The organism is Pseudomonas sp. NFACC14, from assembly GCF_900106885.1.
In the GTDB taxonomy this organism is placed as follows: domain Bacteria; phylum Pseudomonadota; class Gammaproteobacteria; order Pseudomonadales; family Pseudomonadaceae; genus Aquipseudomonas; species Aquipseudomonas fluorescens_AA.
The window spans coordinates 1-17,905 of the sequence record NZ_FNOA01000041.1 but is presented as its reverse complement, the minus strand read 5'-3'; the positions used below and the strand labels follow the sequence as shown (position 1 = coordinate 17,905).

Here is a 17,905-nt window from a genome sequence, read left to right as displayed (position 1 = left end):
CATCGCGAGCAAGCTCGCTCCCACAGTTGTTTTGGGGTGTTCGCACTGTCGGCATTCCACCGCCAATCCCTGTGGGAGCGAGCTTGCTCGCGATGGGGTCTTCGGATCAGACCCTGAACTGATTGATCAACCGCCGCTGCTGCTCCGCCAGTTTGGTCAGCCCGGCGCTGGCCGCGCTGGATTCGTCGGCGCCGCTGGCCACTTCGTTCGCCACTTGCCCGATGTTGATCACGTTGCGGTTGATGTCGTCGGCCACAGCGCTTTGTTCCTCGGCAGCACTGGCGATCTGGGTGTTCATGTCGTTGATCACCGACACGGCCTGGGTAATGGTTTCCAGGGCCTGGGCCGCTTTCGCCGCGTGCTGCACGCTTTCATCGGTACGGTGCTGGCTGTCTTCCATCACTTGCACCACGTCCCGGGTGCCTTGTTGCAGCTGCTGAATCATCGCCTGGATTTCTTCGGTCGCTTGCTGAGTCTTCTGCGCCAGGTTGCGCACCTCATCGGCGACCACCGCGAAACCACGGCCTTGTTCACCCGCCCGGGCCGCTTCGATGGCCGCGTTGAGGGCCAGCAGGTTGGTCTGCTCGGCGATCCCGCGGATGGCGGTGAGGATCGCGTTGATGTTCTCGCTGTCCTTGGCCAGGGTCTGCACCACACCCACCGCCTTGCCGATTTCCACGGCCAGGGCGCCAATGGAGGTGGAGGTATCCCGGACGATCTGCATGCCCTGGCTGGCGGCCTGGTCCGCATGACTGGCCGCCTGGGCCGCCTGGGTCGCATTGCGGGCCACGTCCTGGGCGGTGGCGGTCATTTCCTGCACCGCAGTGGCGACCTGATCGATCTCGGACATTTGCTTGTGCACGCCCTGGTTGGTGCGGATCGCAATATCGGCCGTGTGCTCCGATGAATCGCTGACGCTCTGCACCGAAGTCACCACTTGGGTGATCATGCCCTGCAACTTGCTCAGGAAAGTGTTGAAGCCTCTGGCGATCGCCCCCAGCTCATCGGCGCGGTCGCTCACCAGGCGACGGGTCAGGTCGCCTTCGCCCTGGGCGATGTCATCGAGCATCGTCACCATTTGCTTGAGCGGCCGGGCAATGCCATGGCCCACCAGCCAGATCACCAGCAGACCGATGCCGGCAATCACCAGGCCCACCATCGCCATGCCGAAGATATCGGCCTGGCGCTGATGGTCGAGGTCTTGCTGCAAGGCTTGCAGGTCGGCCATGACGGCATTCAGCGGCAACTGCAGCATCAGCGTCCAGCGGGCGTTGGTCTCGCCGATGCCGAACGGCATGTACACCTCGATATGCCCGTGTTCTTCGTCGATGTCGTAGCGCACCTCGCCGACGCCCAGCTTGGCCAGGTTGTCCAATTCGCTGGCATCCAGCAGGTCGCTGGCCTTTTCCCCGAGTTTGCTCGGGTCCTTGGTGAAGGCCACCAGCCGGTTATTGCTCGAGAGCAGAGCCATTTCCCCGGCGCCGTCGTACAGCTTGCCATCGGCGGCCACGAGCATGTCCTGGATGAAGTTCACCGACAGATCGGCGCCGACGATGCCCTGGAACTTGCCATCGATCATGATCGGTTCGATGAACGAGGCGAGCATGGTCATCGTACTGCCGACGCGATAGGGCGCCGGGTCGATCACGCAGGCTTTCTTGCTGTCCTGGGAGCACAGGTAGTACTCACTGGCGCGGATGCCGGTGGAGAGCAGTTTCTGGTCGGTCACGTCGGCGAGTTTTTCCAGGCCCAGGGAGCCGTCCTGGTTGCGAAACCACCACGGCAGGAAACGCCCGTTGGTTTCCATGCCCACCACCGGGCTGTTCACATAGTTGGCGTCGTCGTGGTCGATGGCGTTCGGCTCCCAGGCGATGTAGGCGCCGAGGATCTTCGGGTTGCGCACCACGGTTTCCCGCAGCAGGCTGATCATTTGCTCACGGGGCACCTTCAGTTGCGGGTTGCCGTCCGCGCCGTTGATGCCCATCAAGGCGTTCGTGGTGGCCAGGCCGCGGGCGAGCAGCAGCGGGGCTTCCAGTTCCCGTTGGATCAGGCTGGCCTGGGTGCGCGCCAGGGCACTGAGGCGTTGTTCGATGAGTTGCTCGAACTGCGCCTTGGTGCGCTGTTGCACCATCTCCTGGGTGCGGGCGCCGGCAAACAGCGCGTACAGCACAAGGGCGCCAACCACACTGAGCACGATGGCACCGGCCAGGGCGGCCACGGAAAACTGGATCGATTTGAATTTCATAAAGGCTCCGGGCGCGGAAATGACGTCTGGGATCTTTATCGGCGTTTCTGTGGCACGGCATGAGGCGCTGTTCGTCGGGTGACTCTAATAGCTGCGTGGGTGTCGCAAATGGATGCGGTGGGATCTGTCCGAAAAAACGCTAATCCCTCGTTGTGTATCTGGCGCCGATACAAATCAAGGCCTAGGATACGCCCACGTTTCCAGGGAGCTTCTTTTACATGAACAAGATATTGATGGTGAGTGCTCTGAGCGCCGCGCTGCTGCTCGCCGGTTGTCAGTCGGTCAACACCACCAGCGGCGGAGCCGTGGGTGTGGAACGCAAGCAGTACATGTTCAGCATGCTGTCGACCGACGAGGTCAACCAGATGTACGCCCAGTCCTATCAAAAGACGATGGGTGAGGCCAAAGCCCAGGGTGCACTGGACAAGACCAGCAACGATGCCAAGCGCATCCAGGTCATTGCCGATCGCTTGATTGCCCAGGCGCCGGTGTTCCGCCCGGATTCGGCACAGTGGAACTGGGAAGTGAACCTGATCAAGAGCGATGAACTCAACGCCAATTGTGGCCCTGGCGGCAAAATCATGTTCTACACCGGCCTGATCGACCAGTTGAAGCTGACCGACGCTGAAATCGCCGCGATCATGGGCCACGAAATCGCCCACGCCCTGCGTGAGCACGGGCGCGAAGCGATGTCCAAGGCCTATGGCATCGAGATGGCCAAGCAGGGCGCCGGTGCCTTGTTCGGCCTTGGCCAGGACAGCCTGGCATTGGCCGACACCGTCGCCAACTACGGCATGACCTTGCCCAACAGCCGTGGCAACGAGAACGAAGCCGACCTGATCGGCCTCGAACTGGCCGCCCGCGCCGGCTACGACCCGAATGCGGCGATCACCTTGTGGAACAAGATGGCCAAGGCTTCGGAAGGCGCGCCGCCGGAATTCATGAGCACCCACCCGTCGTCGAGCAGTCGTATCGCTTCGTTGCAAGCGGCGATTCCGAAGGTGATGCCGCTGTATCAGCAAGCCAAGAAATAAGCATTGTCATGCGGTGAGGCTGCCGGCCTCATCGCGAGCAAGCTCGCTCCCACAATGATCTGTAGCCTCTGTGGGAGCGAGCTTGCTCGCGATGAACGATGACGCAGTATCAAACCCACCCGCTACTCTGCATCGCCTTGTATACCGCCACGATCGCCAGGACGAAGAACGCCAAGGCGGCCAGGCGGCGGATCAGGGTCAGGGGCAGCTTCTCGGCGGCGAAATTGCCCGCCAGGACCACCGGCACGTTGGCAATCAACATGCCCACGGTGGTGCCAATGATCACCAGCCACAACTCCGGGTATTGCGCGGCGAGCATCACCGTGGCGATCTGGGTCTTGTCGCCGATTTCCGCCAGGAAGAACGCAATCAGTGTGGTCAGGAACGGGCCGAACCGGCGGGCCGTGTTGGCTTCTTCATCGTCCAGTTTGTCCGGGACGAGGGTCCATAGTGCCGTGGCCGTGAAGCTGGCCGCCAATATCCAGTGCAGGACCGCGTTGGAGAAAAAGCCGCTGACCCAGGCGCCGACCGCGCCGGCCGCCGCATGGTTGGCCAGGGTCGCGGCAACGATGCCGGCGATGATCGGCCAGGGTTTGCGAAAGCGAGCCGCCAGGATGAGCGCGAGCAATTGCGTCTTGTCGCCGATTTCGGCCAGCGCAACGATCGCCGTAGGTACGAGAAGTGAGTCCAGCATCAGGGATTTCCTAAAGGGGCGGGTCGACACGGCTATGACACGTACAGCCTTCCCGCCCCGGGTAAGGTGTGCGTGTCATAGGTCTTGTCAAACCCAGCGACCATCTGCGTGGACGCTTGGGCCGCATATGCCATGGTCTGCTGACCAAGTATGTTGACGTATGCCGGGCGAGCATGGTGCTCGCGGGAGACTACTCCCCTAGGACGGAGCGGATTCTGCCTAGGCAAATCCGATTGAGCAAGTACTGTTTCCTAAAAAACTTCAACCGCGCTTGGCCCGGTAGATGCGAAAGCCCTGGCCTTCGGCCTTGATCGCGCAGACGCCCAAGTGCTCCTCGATCAGCGGCTGGTACTTGAGGAAGCTATTGGCAACCAGCCGAAGTTCGCCACCGTTTTTCAGATGTTTGGCCGCTTTTCGCAGCAGGTTTTCCGTGGCGTGGTAATCGGTGTGCACGCCGACATGGAACGGCGGGTTGCTCAGGATCGCGCTCAGCCCCATCGGTGCGGCGTCGATGCCATCACCGGTCAATACTTCGGCTTCCAGGCCATTGGCGGCCAGGGTCAGGCGACTGCTGGCGGCAGCGAATGCGTCCACGTCCAACAGGGTGACGGTGTTGTTCGGATAGCGCCGCTTGACTGCGGCTCCCAGCACCCCGGCACCGCAGCCGAAGTCGAGCAAGTGTCCGCTGGGCAGTTTATCCAGGTGTTCCAACAGCAGCGCACTGCCGCGGTCCAGGCGACCGTGGCTGAACACTCCCGGCAGACTGATGACCTTCAGCGGGCCTTCGGCCAGGGGCAGTTCGTAAGTCTGGGCCAGGCTTTCCAGGGGCTTGGCCTCGGGCGCGTTGGCCACAGTGACCTGCCATAGCTGGCAGTGCCGGGCGCTGTCGAGCTTGCGCGGCTTGCCGAACGGGTTGAGCTGCTTGGATGCCCCTTCGATGCCGCTGCGTTTTTCCCCCACCAGGTACACCTCGCGCCCGGCCAGGCGCGCCGCCACGGCATTGAGGAGGTAGTCGGTCAGGTCCTTGGCCTTGGGCAGGAACACCACGGCGGTGTCGAACGCACGCTCGGGCACGGTCACGCCAAAGTGGCTGCGCTCGGGGAAACGAGCGTCCAGCGCCGCCTGGTCGCCGGCATGCCAGCACCAGCCATGGGCCTCTGGCAGACGGCCGAGCAGATCGTCGGCGGGCAGGCCGGCCAACAACACCGGACCCTGGAATAACTCGGCCTGACGAAGCAGTACTTCACTGCGCGGATCCATGGTCTGCTCCTTGATAAAGCGGGTAAAAAAAAGTGCCGCAGTTTATCAACTGACGACACGCCGCGCTGTACCGCTGAAAAAGCCCTGGGCGTTTTCGCTCATTTGGCCGACGATCCGTTGTCGCGCTTCGCGGCTGCCCCAGGCGTTGTGTGGGGTGACGATCAACCGTGGGATATCGCCGGCCAACAGCGGGTTGCCTTGGGTCGGCGGTTCCACGCTGAGCACGTCGGTGGCGGCGCCTCCCAAGTGACCGCTGCGCAGTGCCTCGGCCAGGGCCTGTTCGTCGATCAACCCGCCACGGGCGGTATTGATCACGAATGCGCCGGGCTTGAGCAGCGCCAGTTCGCGGGCGCCGATCAAGTTCCGGGTGTGCTCGTTGAGCGGGCAGTGCAGGGTCAGGGCATCGACTTGCGGCAACAATTGCTCCAGCGGCAAGCGGTCGGGCCGGGCCGGGCGCCCCGGGATCTGCCCCAGCAGCACGCGCATGCCAAAGGCTTCGGCCAGCCGCCCGACGGCACTGCCCAATTCGCCGTGGCCGAGCAAGCCCAGGGTCTTGCCTTCCAGCTCGACAATCGGATAGTCCAGCAGGCAGAACTGCGAAGCCTGCTGCCAGCGACCTTCGCCCACCGCTTTTTGATAATCGGCCAGGCGCGTCGCCAGGTTCAGCAACAGCATGAGGGTGTGCTGGGCCACCGACGGCGTGCCGTAGCCCTGGCAATTGCACACCGTGATGCCGTGGTGACGGGCGGCCGCCAGGTCGACATTATTGGTACCCGTGGCACTGATCAGGACCAGCTTCAGCTCAGGGCTGGCCGCCATGGCCTGGGCATCGATCACGATTTTGTTGGTGATTGCCACCGTGGCGCCCTTGAGCCGCTCGATGACCTGGTCCGGCGTGGTCCGGGCGAACAGTTGCAGTTCGCCGAAGCAACTGCGCAACGGGTTCAGGTCCAGGTCGCCGAGGTCCAGGGAAGGGTGGTCGAGGAAAACGGCGCGGGCGGTGTTCGTCATCAGCTGTACCTTTTATGTCAAGAACCGAAGGCGTAATGTGGCGAGCCTATCAGATGGTTTGTTGCTTTGGTCTGGCGCGATATTGGGGGTCATGAGGAACCTCACATGTCCACTCTCCAAAAAGTTGATGTTCGTTTCGAGATTGAGTTAGCCAAGGAGCCTCTATGTACCTCACCGAATTTCTCACCGTCGCCCTGATCCACTTGCTGGCTGTTGCCAGCCCCGGGCCGGATTTTGCCGTGGTGGTGCGCGAAAGCGTGACCCATGGCCGGCGCGCCGGGACCTGGACGGCGCTGGGCGTCGGCACGGCGATTTTCCTGCATGTGGGCTATTCGTTGCTGGGTATCGGCCTGATCGTGTCGCAATCGATCGTGCTGTTCAACGCACTGAAGTGGGCCGCCGCCGCGTACCTGCTGTACATCGGCTTCAAGGCACTGCGGGCGCAACCGGCCAAGCCGGCCGAGGAAAACCTGCACAAGGAGGTCGGTGAGCGGACCGCCCGCGGCGCGTTCATTTCGGGGTTTGTCACCAATGGCCTGAACCCCAAGGCGACATTGTTTTTCCTGTCGCTGTTCACCGTGGTGATCAACCCGCACACGCCGTTGGCGATCCAGGCCGGTTACGGCGTGTACCTGGCGGTGGCGACGGCTGTCTGGTTCTGCCTGGTGGCGCTGTTGTTCAGCCAGCAACGGGTGCGCGCCGGTTTCGCGCGCATGGGCCACTGGTTCGACCGGACCATGGGCGCGGTGCTCGTCGCCATCGGGGTGAAGCTGGCGTTTACCGAGGCGCACTGACCGCTCTGGTCTTTCCTCTGATCGCTTCCATGCGGGTGTGGGGCGATCAATGCCGTTGGCGGGCGTAATCCAGAAAAGCGTCGATGTTGTCACTGCACAGCAGCGGTGACACCGCCTTGACCTCTTCCATCGGCCATTCCCACCAGGCCGACTCCAGCAGGGCCTGACGCACCGGCTCCTCGAAGCGCCAGCGAATGAACCGGCACGGGTTGCCGCCCACCATGGCGTAAGGCTCGACATCGCGTGTCACCACCGCGCCGGCGGCCACCACGGCGCCATGGCCGATGGTCACGCCCGACAGGATCATCGCGTCAGCGCAGATCCAGCAGTCGCTGCCAATCACCACGTCGCCCTTGGTCGGGTTGCTGCCGGGAATGTCCCGGGCTTCATCGATCATCAGTGGGAATGGGAACGTGCTGACCCAGTCGGTGCGATGCCCGCCGCCCAACAGGATCTTCACCCCTTCGGCGATCGACGTATAGGAACCGACCTTGAGGACCGTGTCGTCGCCGAACTCCATCACCTCGGGAATGCCGTAGGTGCCCACCCCGACCTGGTATTTCGGATAACGCAGACGGATTTTTTCCGGTGCTCGTTCGAGTTTTTCCAGGCGCTTGAGGTGCTTTCGTACTTTGCGTTCCTTGAGTTTTTGCAAGAATTTCATGATCGGGACCTTGTCATCGGCATTCGCAGGGCCAGTCGCTTGAGGCGTTTGAAACTGGTTTTGTTCCAGTGGCGCCAGGGGATGCTGCGCAACAGTCGCCAGGCTTCTTTCCGGTCTTCGACCACGGCGTACTTCAGCGCTTTGTGCACCAGCACCGTGCGGGCCGACTGGTAGGCGGGGTGGTCCCGATAGGGCTCGATGGCCTGCAGGTCCGTCTTGAGCATCAAGCGGTACTTTCTCGAGAGGTTATTGGGGTGGCGCCGATAGCGCGTGACGCAGATCGGCAGTTCATGGATCTCATTACCCTGGCGGGCGATTCGCAGGGTGATCTGGAAATCCTGGACCCTTAGCTGCGGATCGTAAAAACCGGCGTCGCGCAGGGCGCTCATGCGATACAGGGCCGTGGGCGCGCCGATGACCGCGGCGTTGCGCAGCAGGTCATCGAAGGTGTGCACCTGGATGTGGTCGCGCTGTTGCTCCTTGATGGTCCGGCCATCGCTGTCGATGTAGATGACCAGCGCGCCGACACAGCCCACCTGCGGGTGTTCGTCCAGGTATTGGGCGCGGACCCGGATCGAATGGGGCAGCATCACATCGTCAAGGTCCGGGGTGGCGACATACGTGCCCTTGGCATATTTCAACCCGTGGTTGAGTGCCGCGCTCACACCCTGGTTCTCCTGGGAGTAGAGCTGGAAAGCGTAGGTTCGCTGCAACTGCCGGAGCCTGGCCAGGCTGTCGTCGGTGGAGCCGTCGTCGACCACGATGACCTCAACGTTCCGGTAGTCCTGGGCAAAGAGGCTGTGGATCGCCTCTTCCAGGTACTTCCCGGCGTTGTAGCAAGGGGCCACGATCGACACAAGCGGCGCATCTTGAGGCGCGGAGGCCTGGGAAGAGGTCAGTTCGTCGTTCATTATTTTCTGTCAAAAAGTGGTGGCATGCTGAAGACCTGCCAGGGCATTTTCCCCATCGGCTTTTGTAGCAAGCGTGATACCTATGCCGCTGTTGGACCCCGATCCGACAAGTTTGGTTGCGCGATGCTTGCGAAACCCGGGTGCGAGATGGCTCAAGGCTAGTATTTGCGCGCGGATCAAATCATTCCTTTGGCTGATTTGATCCGTGTATAAGCGCTCTAGAGTGCTTGCTTCCAGCCAAGACCGTGCAGTCAGAAAAGGGACTCTTATGTTGCAGACTCGCGTTATTCCTCCAGCCGAAGGCGCCTATCAATACCCGCTGCTGATCAAGCGGCTGCTGATGTCCGGCACGCGTTACGAGAAAACCCGCGAGATCGTCTACCGTGACCAGTTGCGCTACAGCTATCCGACGCTGATCGAACGGGTCGCGCGCCTGGCCAACGTGTTGACCGAGGCGGGGATCAAGGCCGGCGATACCGTGGCGGTGATGGACTGGGACAGCCATCGCTACCTGGAATGCATGTTCGCGATCCCGATGATCGGCGCGGTGATCCACACCATCAACGTGCGCCTGTCACCGGAGCAGATCGTCTACACCATGAACCACGCCGAGGACCGCTTCGTGCTGGTCAACAGCGAGTTCGTCGGCTTGTACCAGGCGATAGCCGGGCACCTGACCACGGTGGACAAGACCCTGCTGCTGACCGACCTGCCGGAAAAAACCGCCGACCTGCCGAACCTGGTGGGTGAATACGAGCAATTGCTGGCCGCCGCGGCGCCCACCTACGACTTCCAGGATTTCGACGAAAACTCCGTCGCCACCACGTTCTACACCACCGGCACCACCGGCAACCCCAAGGGCGTGTACTTCACCCATCGGCAACTGGTGCTGCACACCATGGGCGTGGCGACCATCATGGGGTCCATCGACAGCGTGCGGCTGCTGGGCACCAACGACGTGTACATGCCGATCACGCCGATGTTCCATGTCCATGCCTGGGGCCTGCCCTACGTGGCGACCATGCTCGGGCTCAAGCAGGTCTATCCGGGTCGCTACGATCCCGAGTTCCTGGTCCAGCTGTGGCGCAAGGAAAAGGTCACCTTTTCCCATTGCGTGCCAACCATCCTGCAAATGGTCCTCAATGCCAAGGGCGCCCAGGACACCGACTTCGGCGGCTGGAAGATCGTCATCGGCGGCAGCGCCCTGAATCGCAGCCTGTACGAAGCGGCCAAGGCGCGGGGCATCCAGCTCACCGCCGCCTACGGCATGTCGGAAACCGGCCCGCTGGTGTCCTGTGCCCACCTCAACGACGAATTGATGGCCGGCAGCGAGGACGAGCGCACCACCTACCGGATCAAGGCCGGCGTGCCGGGGCCGCTGGTGGAGGCGGCGATTGTCGACGCCGAGGGACGGTTCCTGCCGGCCGATGGCGAGACCCAGGGCGAACTGGTGCTGCGCGCGCCGTGGCTCACCGAGGGTTATTTCAACGAGCCGCACAAGGGCGCCGAACTCTGGGCCGGCGGCTGGCTGCACACCGGCGACGTCGCCACGCTGGACAACATGGGCTTCATCGACATCCGCGACCGCATCAAGGACGTGATCAAGACCGGTGGCGAATGGATCTCCTCCCTGGACCTGGAAGACCTCATCAGCCGGCACGCGGGGGTACGCGAAGTAGCAGTGGTCGGCATTCCCGATCCGCAGTGGGGCGAGCGGCCGTTTGCCTTGCTGGTGGTTCGAGAAGGGCATGAGATCGGGGCTCGCGAACTCAAGGAGCACCTCAAGCCGTTCGTCGAGCTGGGGCATTTGAGCAAGTGGGCGATCCCGAGCCAGATCGCCCTTGTTACGGAAATTCCCAAGACCAGCGTCGGCAAGCTCGACAAGAAGCGTATCCGCGTCGACATCACCGAATGGCAAAGCAACAACAGCACCTTCCTGTCCACGCTTTAGGCCTTTTTGCCGTGCCCGAAAGGGCACGGCAGCCCCACCAAGCAAGCGCTTGCCTTGTCAAACCGCAAATTTCAGCCATCCTTGCCGTGCCGACATCTGTCGGCCTGGCGAAAGGACTGTTCCAGAGTGGTCGCGGGCTGCAAATCACACTTTAGAGGGATCAAGCCGTACTACCTGCTGGCTATAGTCCGCTCACGGATTCTCAAGAACGGGGCGCACGCACGAAAGGGCGATGCGACTTCGACGGATGTCGGGACGCTGCCGCTCTCCCTGCCGTCGAGGTGTTTTTGAAATGTCCCTTGCCATAACAATAATGCACATGGAGTAGCGTCGATGACCTCAGCAACCACGTTCTGGCGCCGGGCAAAACTGCCTCTGGCGGTCAGTCTCGCCTCTTCGCTCGCCGGGCCAGCATTCGGCGTCAGTTTCAACATCGGTGAAATCGAAGGCCAGTTCGACTCGTCCCTGTCGGTCGGCGCGAGCTGGTCCACGGCCAAGGCCAACCGGGATCTGATCGGTGTCAACAATGGCGGCAAGGGCTTGTCGCAGACCTCCGATGACGGTCACTTGAACTTCAAGCGAGGGGAAACCTTCTCGAAGATCTTCAAGGGCATCCATGACCTGGAACTGAAGTACGGCGATACCGGCGTGTTCGTGCGGGGCAAGTACTGGTACGACTTCGAACTCAAGGACGAAAATCGCCTGTACAAGGACATCAGCGACAGCAACCGCAAGGAAGGCGCCAAGTCCTCCGGCGGGCAGATCCTCGATGCGTTCGTCTACCACAACTATTCCATTGCCGATCAGCCAGGCTCCGTGCGTTTGGGCAAGCAGGTGGTCAGCTGGGGTGAAAGCACGTTCATCCAGGGCGGCATCAACTCCATCAACCCGGTCGACGTGTCCGCGTTCCGTCGTCCTGGCGCCGAGATCAAGGAAGGCCTGATCCCGGTCAACATGTTCTACGTGTCCCAGAGCCTGACCGACAACCTCTCGGCCGAGGCGTTCTACCAGATTGAATGGGACCAGACCGTGGTGGATAACTGCGGTACGTTCTTCTCCCAGCCGGATGTGATTGCTGATGGGTGCACCGATAACCTGCGGGTGCTGAGCAAGCGTTCCACGCTCCCAGCCGCCGCGTTGGGCCCAGCGGCCGCACTGGGTGTCGACGTCAACGAAGAAGGCGTACTGGTACGCCGCGGGCCGGATCGCGACGCCCGTGACAGTGGTCAGTGGGGCGCTTCGTTGAAGTACATGTTCGAGCCGCTGGACACCGAGTTCGGTGCCTACTTCATGAACTACCACAGTCGTGCGCCGATTTTCAGTGCCACGGGTGCCTCGCAGTCGGTCTACAACACAGCTGCAGGATTGCCCCCTCCGTTTGCCGGACTGGCGCCTCTGCTGGTTGCAGGCAACTCGCAATATTTCGTCGAATATCCGGAAGACATTCGCCTCTACGGCCTGAGCTTCTCCACGACGCTGCCTACCGGTACGGCGTGGAGCGGTGAATTGAGCTATCGCCCAAATGCACCGGTGCAATTGAGCACCACCGATATCCTGTTCGCCGGCGTTCGCCCGCTCGGTGGTCCTACGTTGGGCAATGCTTCGCTGCTCCCGGGTGTGCCAGGCCAGGATCTGCATGGTTATCGTCGCAAGGAAATCACTCAGTTCCAGACCACTTTCACTCACTTCTTGGATCAGGTCATGGGCGCCAGTCGCCTCACGCTGGTAGGTGAAGTCGGCGTTACTCATGTTGGAGGCTTGGAAAGCAAGTCGGACGTTCGCTACGGTCGTGACCCTGTCTTTGGTCCGGGTCAACTGCCCGACGGAGCCTGTAACAGGCTCAACGGCGCAACCGCGGCAGGTGGCGGCCAGACCATCAACGACGTGAACAGCAACTGCGACAACGACGGCTTCACCACCTCCACGTCCTGGGGCTACCGCGCTCGCGCCATCTGGGAATATCCGGACGTCTTCGCTGGCGTGAACCTCAAGCCCAACGTGGCCTGGTCCCATGACGTCAAGGGTTACTCGCCGGGCCCTGGCGGCAACTTCGAGGAAGGCCGCAAAGCCGTCAGCCTCGGGTTGGATGCCGAGTACCAGAACACCTACAACGCCAGCCTGGCCTACACCAACTTCTTTGGTGGCGACTTCAGCACCGTGGACGATCGCGACTTCCTGGCGCTCAGCGTCGGCGTGACCTTCTAAGCACCGTATTTCAGGACGACACACTATGAAAGTAACAAAGAATCTGTTGCAGGCCGGTGTCTTGGGGCTGTCCCTGCTGGCCGCCAGCGTCATGGCGGCCGTACCCGCGGCCGAGGCCGACAAGCTGGGCAAGAGCCTGACGCCGATGGGTGCCGAGATGGCTGGCAACGCCGACGGTTCGATCTCGGCCTGGAAACCCATGGCCAAGAACGCCGGCGCCGTGGACAGCAAGGGCTTCCTGGCCGACCCGTTCCCGACTGAAAAACCGCTGTTCACCATCACTGCGCAGAACGTCGAGCAGTACAAGGACAAACTCGCCCCAGGCCAGTACGCGATGTTCAAGCGCTACCCGGAAACCTTCAAGATGCCGGTCTACCCGACCCATCGCGGCGCCACCGTGCCGGACGAGGTGTTCGCCTCCATCAAGAAGAATGCGGTCAACACCAAGCTGGTCTCCGGCGGCAACGGCCTGGAGAACTTCGAGACGGCCGTGCCGTTCCCGATTCCCCAGAGCGGTGTTGAAGTCATCTGGAACCACATCACCCGCTATCGCGGCGGCAGCGTGACGCGCCTGGTCACCCAGGCCACCCCGCAGCCCAACGGTTCGTACAGCCTGGTGTACTTCCGCGACCAGTTCGTGTTCCGCGACAAGATGAAGGATTTCGATCCGGCCAACCCGGGCAACATCCTGTTCTACTTCAAGCAACAAGTGACCGCGCCGGCGCGCCTGGCCGGTGGTGTGCTGCTGGTGCACGAGACCCTCGACCAAGTGAAGGAACCGCGTTCGGCGTGGGTCTACAACGCTGGCCAGCGCCGTGTGCGCCGTGCCCCGCAGGTGTCCTACGACGGCCCGGGTACGGCGGCCGACGGCCTGCGTACCTCCGACAACCTGGACATGTACAACGGCGCACCGGACCGCTACGACTGGAAACTGGAAGGCAAGAAAGAGCTGTACATCGCCGCCAACAGCTACAGGATCGATTCGCCGCAACTCAAGTACGCCGACATCATCAAGGCCGGGCACATCAACCAGGACCTGACCCGCTACGAGCTGCGGCGCGTCTGGCACGTGACCGCGACCCTGAAGGAAGGCCAGCGCCACATCTACGCCAAGCGTGACTTCTACATCGATGAGGACACCTGGCAAGCCGCGGTGATCGACCACTACGACGGTCGTGGTCAACTGTGGCGCGTGGCCGAGGCTCATGCCGAGAACTACTACGACAAGCAAGTGCCGTGGTACGCCCTAGAAACCCTCTACGACCTGCAGTCCGGCCGCTACCTGGCGCTGGGCATGAAGAACGAAGAGAAATCGGCCTACGACTTCGGCTTCACCGCCACCACCGCCGACTTCACCCCGAACGCACTGCGCCAGGACGGCATCCGCTAAACCGCTCCACCCGAGGCCGCATCCTCGAAACAACGCCCCGACTGGTTCGGGGCGTTTTTTTTGTTCGAGCAGTCAACACAAAACCCTGTGGCGAGGGGATTTATCCCCGCTGGGCTGCGAAGCAGCCCCAAAAAGCTTGAAGGCTATCCGGCTGATGTTCAGAGGTAGAGGGCTGAGGGGGCCGCTTCGCAGCCCAGCGGGGATAAATCCCCTCGCCACAGAAGTGAAGCCACACGCCTTTCAAGTTGAATCGACTTGTAGTCTTTTTGTAGCCATTTGTAGCACTCCCTTCAATACCTCCTCGTTTACCGCTAGTCTGCGGACATCTGCAACGCCGCCACCCGCATTCCTACAAGAGCCGGCCATGACTGATTTGTCTTCACTTCCGGATTCTGCCCGCGCAGCCATCGCGGTACAGGACGGGCGTTTCTACCGCCCGCCCTTGCCCGACGGCCATGTCGCGCGGCCGCGGTTGTGCGAGCGTTTGGCCGCTGGGCTTGGGGGCAGGTTGCTGTTGGTCAGTGCCCCGGCGGGGTTCGGTAAAAGCTCCCTGGCGGTGGAGTTCTGCCAGAGCCTGCCGGCCCATTGGCAAAGCCTCTGGCTGGGGCTCAGTGCCCGGGACAACGATCCGGGGCGTTTCCTGGAGCGCTTGCTCGAAGGGCTCCAGGCGTTTTTCCCGCAGCTGGGTGGCCGGGCACTGGGGCTGCTGAAAATGCGCCAGCGCCATCAACCCTTTGCCTTCGAAGAATGGCTCGATGGTTTGCTGGACGAATTGTCCGCCCACTTGTCGCTCCGTAACCCCTTGCTGCTGGTCCTCGACGATTACCACTTGGCCCAGGGGCCGGTGCTGGATCGCTCCCTGCAATTTTTCCTCAATCACCTGCCCGACGGTTTGCTGGTACTCGTCACCAGCCGCCAGCGCCCGGACTGGCACCTGGCGCGCCTGCGCCTGTCGCGGCAATTGCTCGAACTCAACGAGCAAGACCTGCGCCTGACCCATGACGAAGCCTTGACCCTGCTCCAGCATCACAGCAGCTCGTTGCGCGGCGAGGCGCTGGAAAACCTCATCCAGCGCAGTGAAGGCTGGGTGGCCGGGCTGCGGTTCTGGTTGCTGGCCGCCTCCGAGGCCGGCAGCGAAGGCCTGCTGCCCCAGGCTCTGCACGGTGGGGAAGGGCTGATCCGCGATTACCTGCTCGAGGAAGTCATCGATTGCCTGCCCGCCGAGGTGCAGGCGTTCCTCTACGACACGGCCCCTCAGGAACGCTTTTGCAGCGCGCTGTGCGATGCCGTGCGCGAAGCCCATGACAGTGGCGAAATACTGCGTTACCTGGCGGCTCACCAAGTCTTCCTGGTGCCGCTGGACGAACACGGTCACTGGTATCGTTATCACCACTTGTTTTCCGACCTGCTGCGCAGTCGCCCCAGCGCGCCGGCCATGGTCCCGGCCGCGACCCTGCACCTGCGGGCCTGTCGCTGGTTCAACGCCCAGGGCCTGATCGACGAAGCCGTGGAACAGGCGCTGCGGGCCGGGCACCTGGACGTGGCGGCGAACCTGGTGCAGAACCTTTCGGAGGAGCAACTGCTGGCCGAGCAGAACGTCGGCATGTTGCTGCGCTGGAAAATGGATTTGCCCGACAGCCTGCTCATCAGCACGCCGCGACTGATCGTGCTCTACAGCTGGGCATTGGGCCTGGCCTGTCAATTGGATGCCGCCGAAGAGCTGGCCGCGCACTTGAGTCGCTTCCTGCCCGCCCCTTCGGCCACCGCGCAAAAATCCATGCTCGCCCAATGGCTGGCCCTGAGCGGCATCGTCGCCCGTGGCCGCGGTGATCGCGAGGCCACCTTGCGTTATTGCAGCGAAGCCCTGGAGAGCCTACCGCAAAAACGCTACGGCCAAAGGCTGATGTGCCTGTCCACCTTGTCGAACCTGGCGATTGCCGACGGCGACCTGTGGCGAGCCCGGAACCTGAACCGCGACTCCCTTGAGCTGGCGCAGCGGGTTGGCAACCCATTGTTCGAGGCCCTGGCCCATTACGACCGTGCCCGGGTCTTGCAGGCGCGGGGGGAAATCCTGCGGGCGCTGGACGAAGTGCACCAGGGTTTGCAGCGTTTGCATGCACTATCGCCCCAGCGGCTTTATGCGGTGCGGGCGCGGTTGATCATGTACGAGGGTTTCCTGCTGACCTTGCGCATGCAACCCCAGGTCGGCCTGGCGCGGTTGCAGGCAGGCCTCACCGAAGCCCGCGCCTGTCGCGACATCAGCGTGCTGATCGGCCATTGCGTGATCGCCCGTATCGAGGGTCATGGCGGCGAGTTCGCCCGGGCCTTTGCCGAACTGGCTGAAGCCGAGCGCCTGATGCACATCTGGGACGTTCCGCCGATCTACTACCTGGCAATGATTACCCTGGTCAAATGCGAACTCTGGCTGGCCCAGGGGCGCACCGACCTGGCCGAAGCCTGGCTGGCCCGCTTGGGCCAGACCTACACGGGCGAACGGGCCGCCGCGCCGCCGGAATTCCACCCGCAATTGCCGCTGCATGTCGAATTGCAGCAGGCGGTGCTGGAATCCATCCGGGGTCAACCGATGCTTGCCGAAGGGCGACTCGATGCCCTGCTTGAACACGGCCAGCAAACCGGCCGGCAAATGCTCAGCGTGATGGCCCTCAACCAGAAGGTCGCCTTGCTGTTGAGCGTCGGCCGTGAGCCCGAAGCCCGCCGTACCCTGGCCCAAGCTTTCGAAGCCGCCAGCGGCGGGGTGTTGCAGCCCTTCGAGTGGTTGTTTGGCAAGCACTGTGAATGGTTTCGCGAACAACTGCTGCACGCACCGCCCAGCACGTTGCGCGAACATCTGCTCGAGCGCCTGCCCTCGACGGTGGTCCAGCCTGTCGACCCGGCGGCACCTGTCGAAACCCTCAGCAGTCGCGAGCGGGCGGTGTTGCAACTGATTGCCCAGGGCTGTTCGAACCAGGAGATCAGCGAGCAATTGTTCATCTCGCTGCACACCGTCAAGACCCACGCCAGCCACATCAACAGCAAACTCGGCGTCGAGCGCCGCACCCAGGCGGTGGCGCGGGCGAAGGCGTTGGGGTTGTTGGGCTGAGCAAGGTTTTGGGGGCGGTGAGAAAAACCTGTGGCGAGGGAGTAAGCTTTCTTGCCACAAAGGCTTTGACAAGGAATCCCTCGATGTTGCCTCTGTACAAAACCATCCCATCCCCCGTCGGCCAGTTGATCCTCGTCGCCCGGGAGACAAGACTGGCGGCCATCCTGTGGGAAAACGAGCGGCTCAACCGGGTGCGCCTGGGGCCTTTGGAAGAAGACACCCAGCATCCGGTCCTCAAGGAAACCGAACGTCAGTTGCTGGAGTATTTCGCCGGTCAACGCCGCCGTTTCGAATTGGAGCTGGACTTTGCCGGCACTGATTTCCAGGTCCGAGTGTGGCACGCACTGCTGACCATCCCCTTCGGTGAAACCCGCAGCTACCGCGACATCGCCGTCCAGATCGGCCAACCGACAGCGGTCCGGGCGGTCGGCGCCGCCAACGGTCGCAATCCCATCTCGATCATCGCCCCGTGCCACCGCGTCATCGGCAGCTCCGGCAGCCTCACCGGCTTCGCTGGCGGCCTGGCGGCCAAACAATTGCTGCTCAGCCTCGAAGGCCAGCAGACCCTGCAGTTGGCGTTCTGACTGCCACCTCCCTGTGTGACTGCAGATTTTGCATCCATCCCCAATCCCCTGTGGGAGCGAGC

Annotated in this window: 13 protein-coding genes, 1 pseudogene and 1 riboswitch; of the genes and pseudogenes, 7 read left to right on the top strand and 7 right to left on the bottom strand. The window is 62.4% G+C overall.

The genetic code is table 11. The features are described from left to right. Positions 1–106 precede the first annotated feature (106 nt). A complete protein-coding gene (locus BLU85_RS31915) occupies positions 107–850 on the bottom strand; it encodes a methyl-accepting chemotaxis protein (RefSeq protein ID WP_371914262.1) in 744 nt (247 codons plus the stop codon). A gap of 114 nt (positions 851–964) precedes the next feature. Next, positions 965–1,159: pseudogene (locus BLU85_RS31910) on the bottom strand (HAMP domain-containing protein); the annotation flags it as partial. A gap of 1,304 nt (positions 1,160–2,463) precedes the next feature. Between BLU85_RS31910 and BLU85_RS29775 the strand changes: the two are divergent. After that, the gene (locus BLU85_RS29775) at positions 2,464–3,279 is read left to right on the top strand and encodes a M48 family metallopeptidase (protein WP_092205554.1); all 816 of its coding nucleotides are present in this window, start codon (positions 2,464–2,466) and stop codon (positions 3,277–3,279) included. Positions 3,280–3,388: 109 nt separating this feature from the next. Here the strand turns inward: BLU85_RS29775 and BLU85_RS29770 are convergent, their stop codons facing one another. The 3 genes from BLU85_RS29770 to BLU85_RS29760 form a co-directional block, all read right to left on the bottom strand. Further along, on the bottom strand, positions 3,389–3,973 hold the full coding sequence (locus tag BLU85_RS29770; protein WP_092205553.1) for a TMEM165/GDT1 family protein: 585 nt from the start codon (positions 3,971–3,973) through the stop codon (positions 3,389–3,391). Between the two features lie 90 nt (positions 3,974–4,063). After that, positions 4,064–4,184, bottom strand: a riboswitch (yybP-ykoY riboswitch). Positions 4,185–4,234: 50 nt separating this feature from the next. Beyond that, positions 4,235–5,233: a class I SAM-dependent methyltransferase gene (locus BLU85_RS29765; protein ID WP_092205552.1), complete on the bottom strand. Its 999-nt coding sequence runs from the start codon at positions 5,231–5,233 to the stop codon at positions 4,235–4,237. A gap of 45 nt (positions 5,234–5,278) precedes the next feature. Beyond that, positions 5,279–6,244, bottom strand: coding sequence for a 2-hydroxyacid dehydrogenase (locus BLU85_RS29760; RefSeq protein WP_092205551.1), 966 nt, complete (start codon positions 6,242–6,244; stop codon positions 5,279–5,281). 164 nt (positions 6,245–6,408) lie between these two features. On the opposite strand from BLU85_RS29760, the gene BLU85_RS29755 reads away from it, so the two are divergent. Then, positions 6,409–7,038 (top strand): LysE family translocator, encoded by a 630-nt coding sequence (locus BLU85_RS29755; protein ID WP_060739142.1) that lies wholly within the window; start codon positions 6,409–6,411, stop codon positions 7,036–7,038. A 46-nt stretch (positions 7,039–7,084) separates the two neighbouring features. Here the strand turns inward: BLU85_RS29755 and BLU85_RS29750 are convergent, their stop codons facing one another. Further along, positions 7,085–7,702, bottom strand: a complete 618-nt coding sequence (locus BLU85_RS29750) for a CatB-related O-acetyltransferase (RefSeq protein WP_092205550.1) — start codon at positions 7,700–7,702, stop codon at positions 7,085–7,087. Then, positions 7,699–8,613: a glycosyltransferase family 2 protein gene (locus BLU85_RS29745; RefSeq protein WP_092205549.1), complete on the bottom strand. Its 915-nt coding sequence runs from the start codon at positions 8,611–8,613 to the stop codon at positions 7,699–7,701. Before BLU85_RS29745 ends, BLU85_RS29750 begins: the two co-directional genes overlap by 4 nt. A 268-nt stretch (positions 8,614–8,881) precedes the next feature. On the opposite strand from BLU85_RS29745, the gene BLU85_RS29740 reads away from it, so the two are divergent. The 5 genes from BLU85_RS29740 to BLU85_RS29720 all read left to right on the top strand — a co-directional run bounded on the left by BLU85_RS29740 (position 8,882) and on the right by BLU85_RS29720 (position 17,843). Next, the gene (locus BLU85_RS29740; RefSeq protein WP_092205548.1) at positions 8,882–10,564 is read left to right on the top strand and encodes a fatty acid--CoA ligase; all 1,683 of its coding nucleotides are present in this window, start codon (positions 8,882–8,884) and stop codon (positions 10,562–10,564) included. A 333-nt stretch (positions 10,565–10,897) separates the two neighbouring features. Next, positions 10,898–12,769 (top strand): DUF1302 domain-containing protein, encoded by a 1,872-nt coding sequence (locus tag BLU85_RS29735; protein WP_092205547.1) that lies wholly within the window; start codon positions 10,898–10,900, stop codon positions 12,767–12,769. A 25-nt stretch (positions 12,770–12,794) separates the two neighbouring features. Next, positions 12,795–14,159, top strand: a complete 1,365-nt coding sequence (locus BLU85_RS29730; RefSeq protein WP_092205546.1) for a DUF1329 domain-containing protein — start codon at positions 12,795–12,797, stop codon at positions 14,157–14,159. A 364-nt stretch (positions 14,160–14,523) separates the two neighbouring features. Continuing rightward, on the top strand, positions 14,524–17,259 hold the full coding sequence (locus BLU85_RS29725) for a winged helix-turn-helix domain-containing protein (protein ID WP_092205545.1): 2,736 nt from the start codon (positions 14,524–14,526) through the stop codon (positions 17,257–17,259). An 83-nt stretch (positions 17,260–17,342) separates the two neighbouring features. After that, positions 17,343–17,843 carry a methylated-DNA--[protein]-cysteine S-methyltransferase gene (locus BLU85_RS29720; RefSeq protein WP_060739135.1) on the top strand — a complete coding sequence of 167 codons (501 nt, stop codon included), beginning with the start codon at positions 17,343–17,345 and terminating at the stop codon, positions 17,841–17,843. The last annotated feature ends 62 nt before the right edge of the window (positions 17,844–17,905 follow it).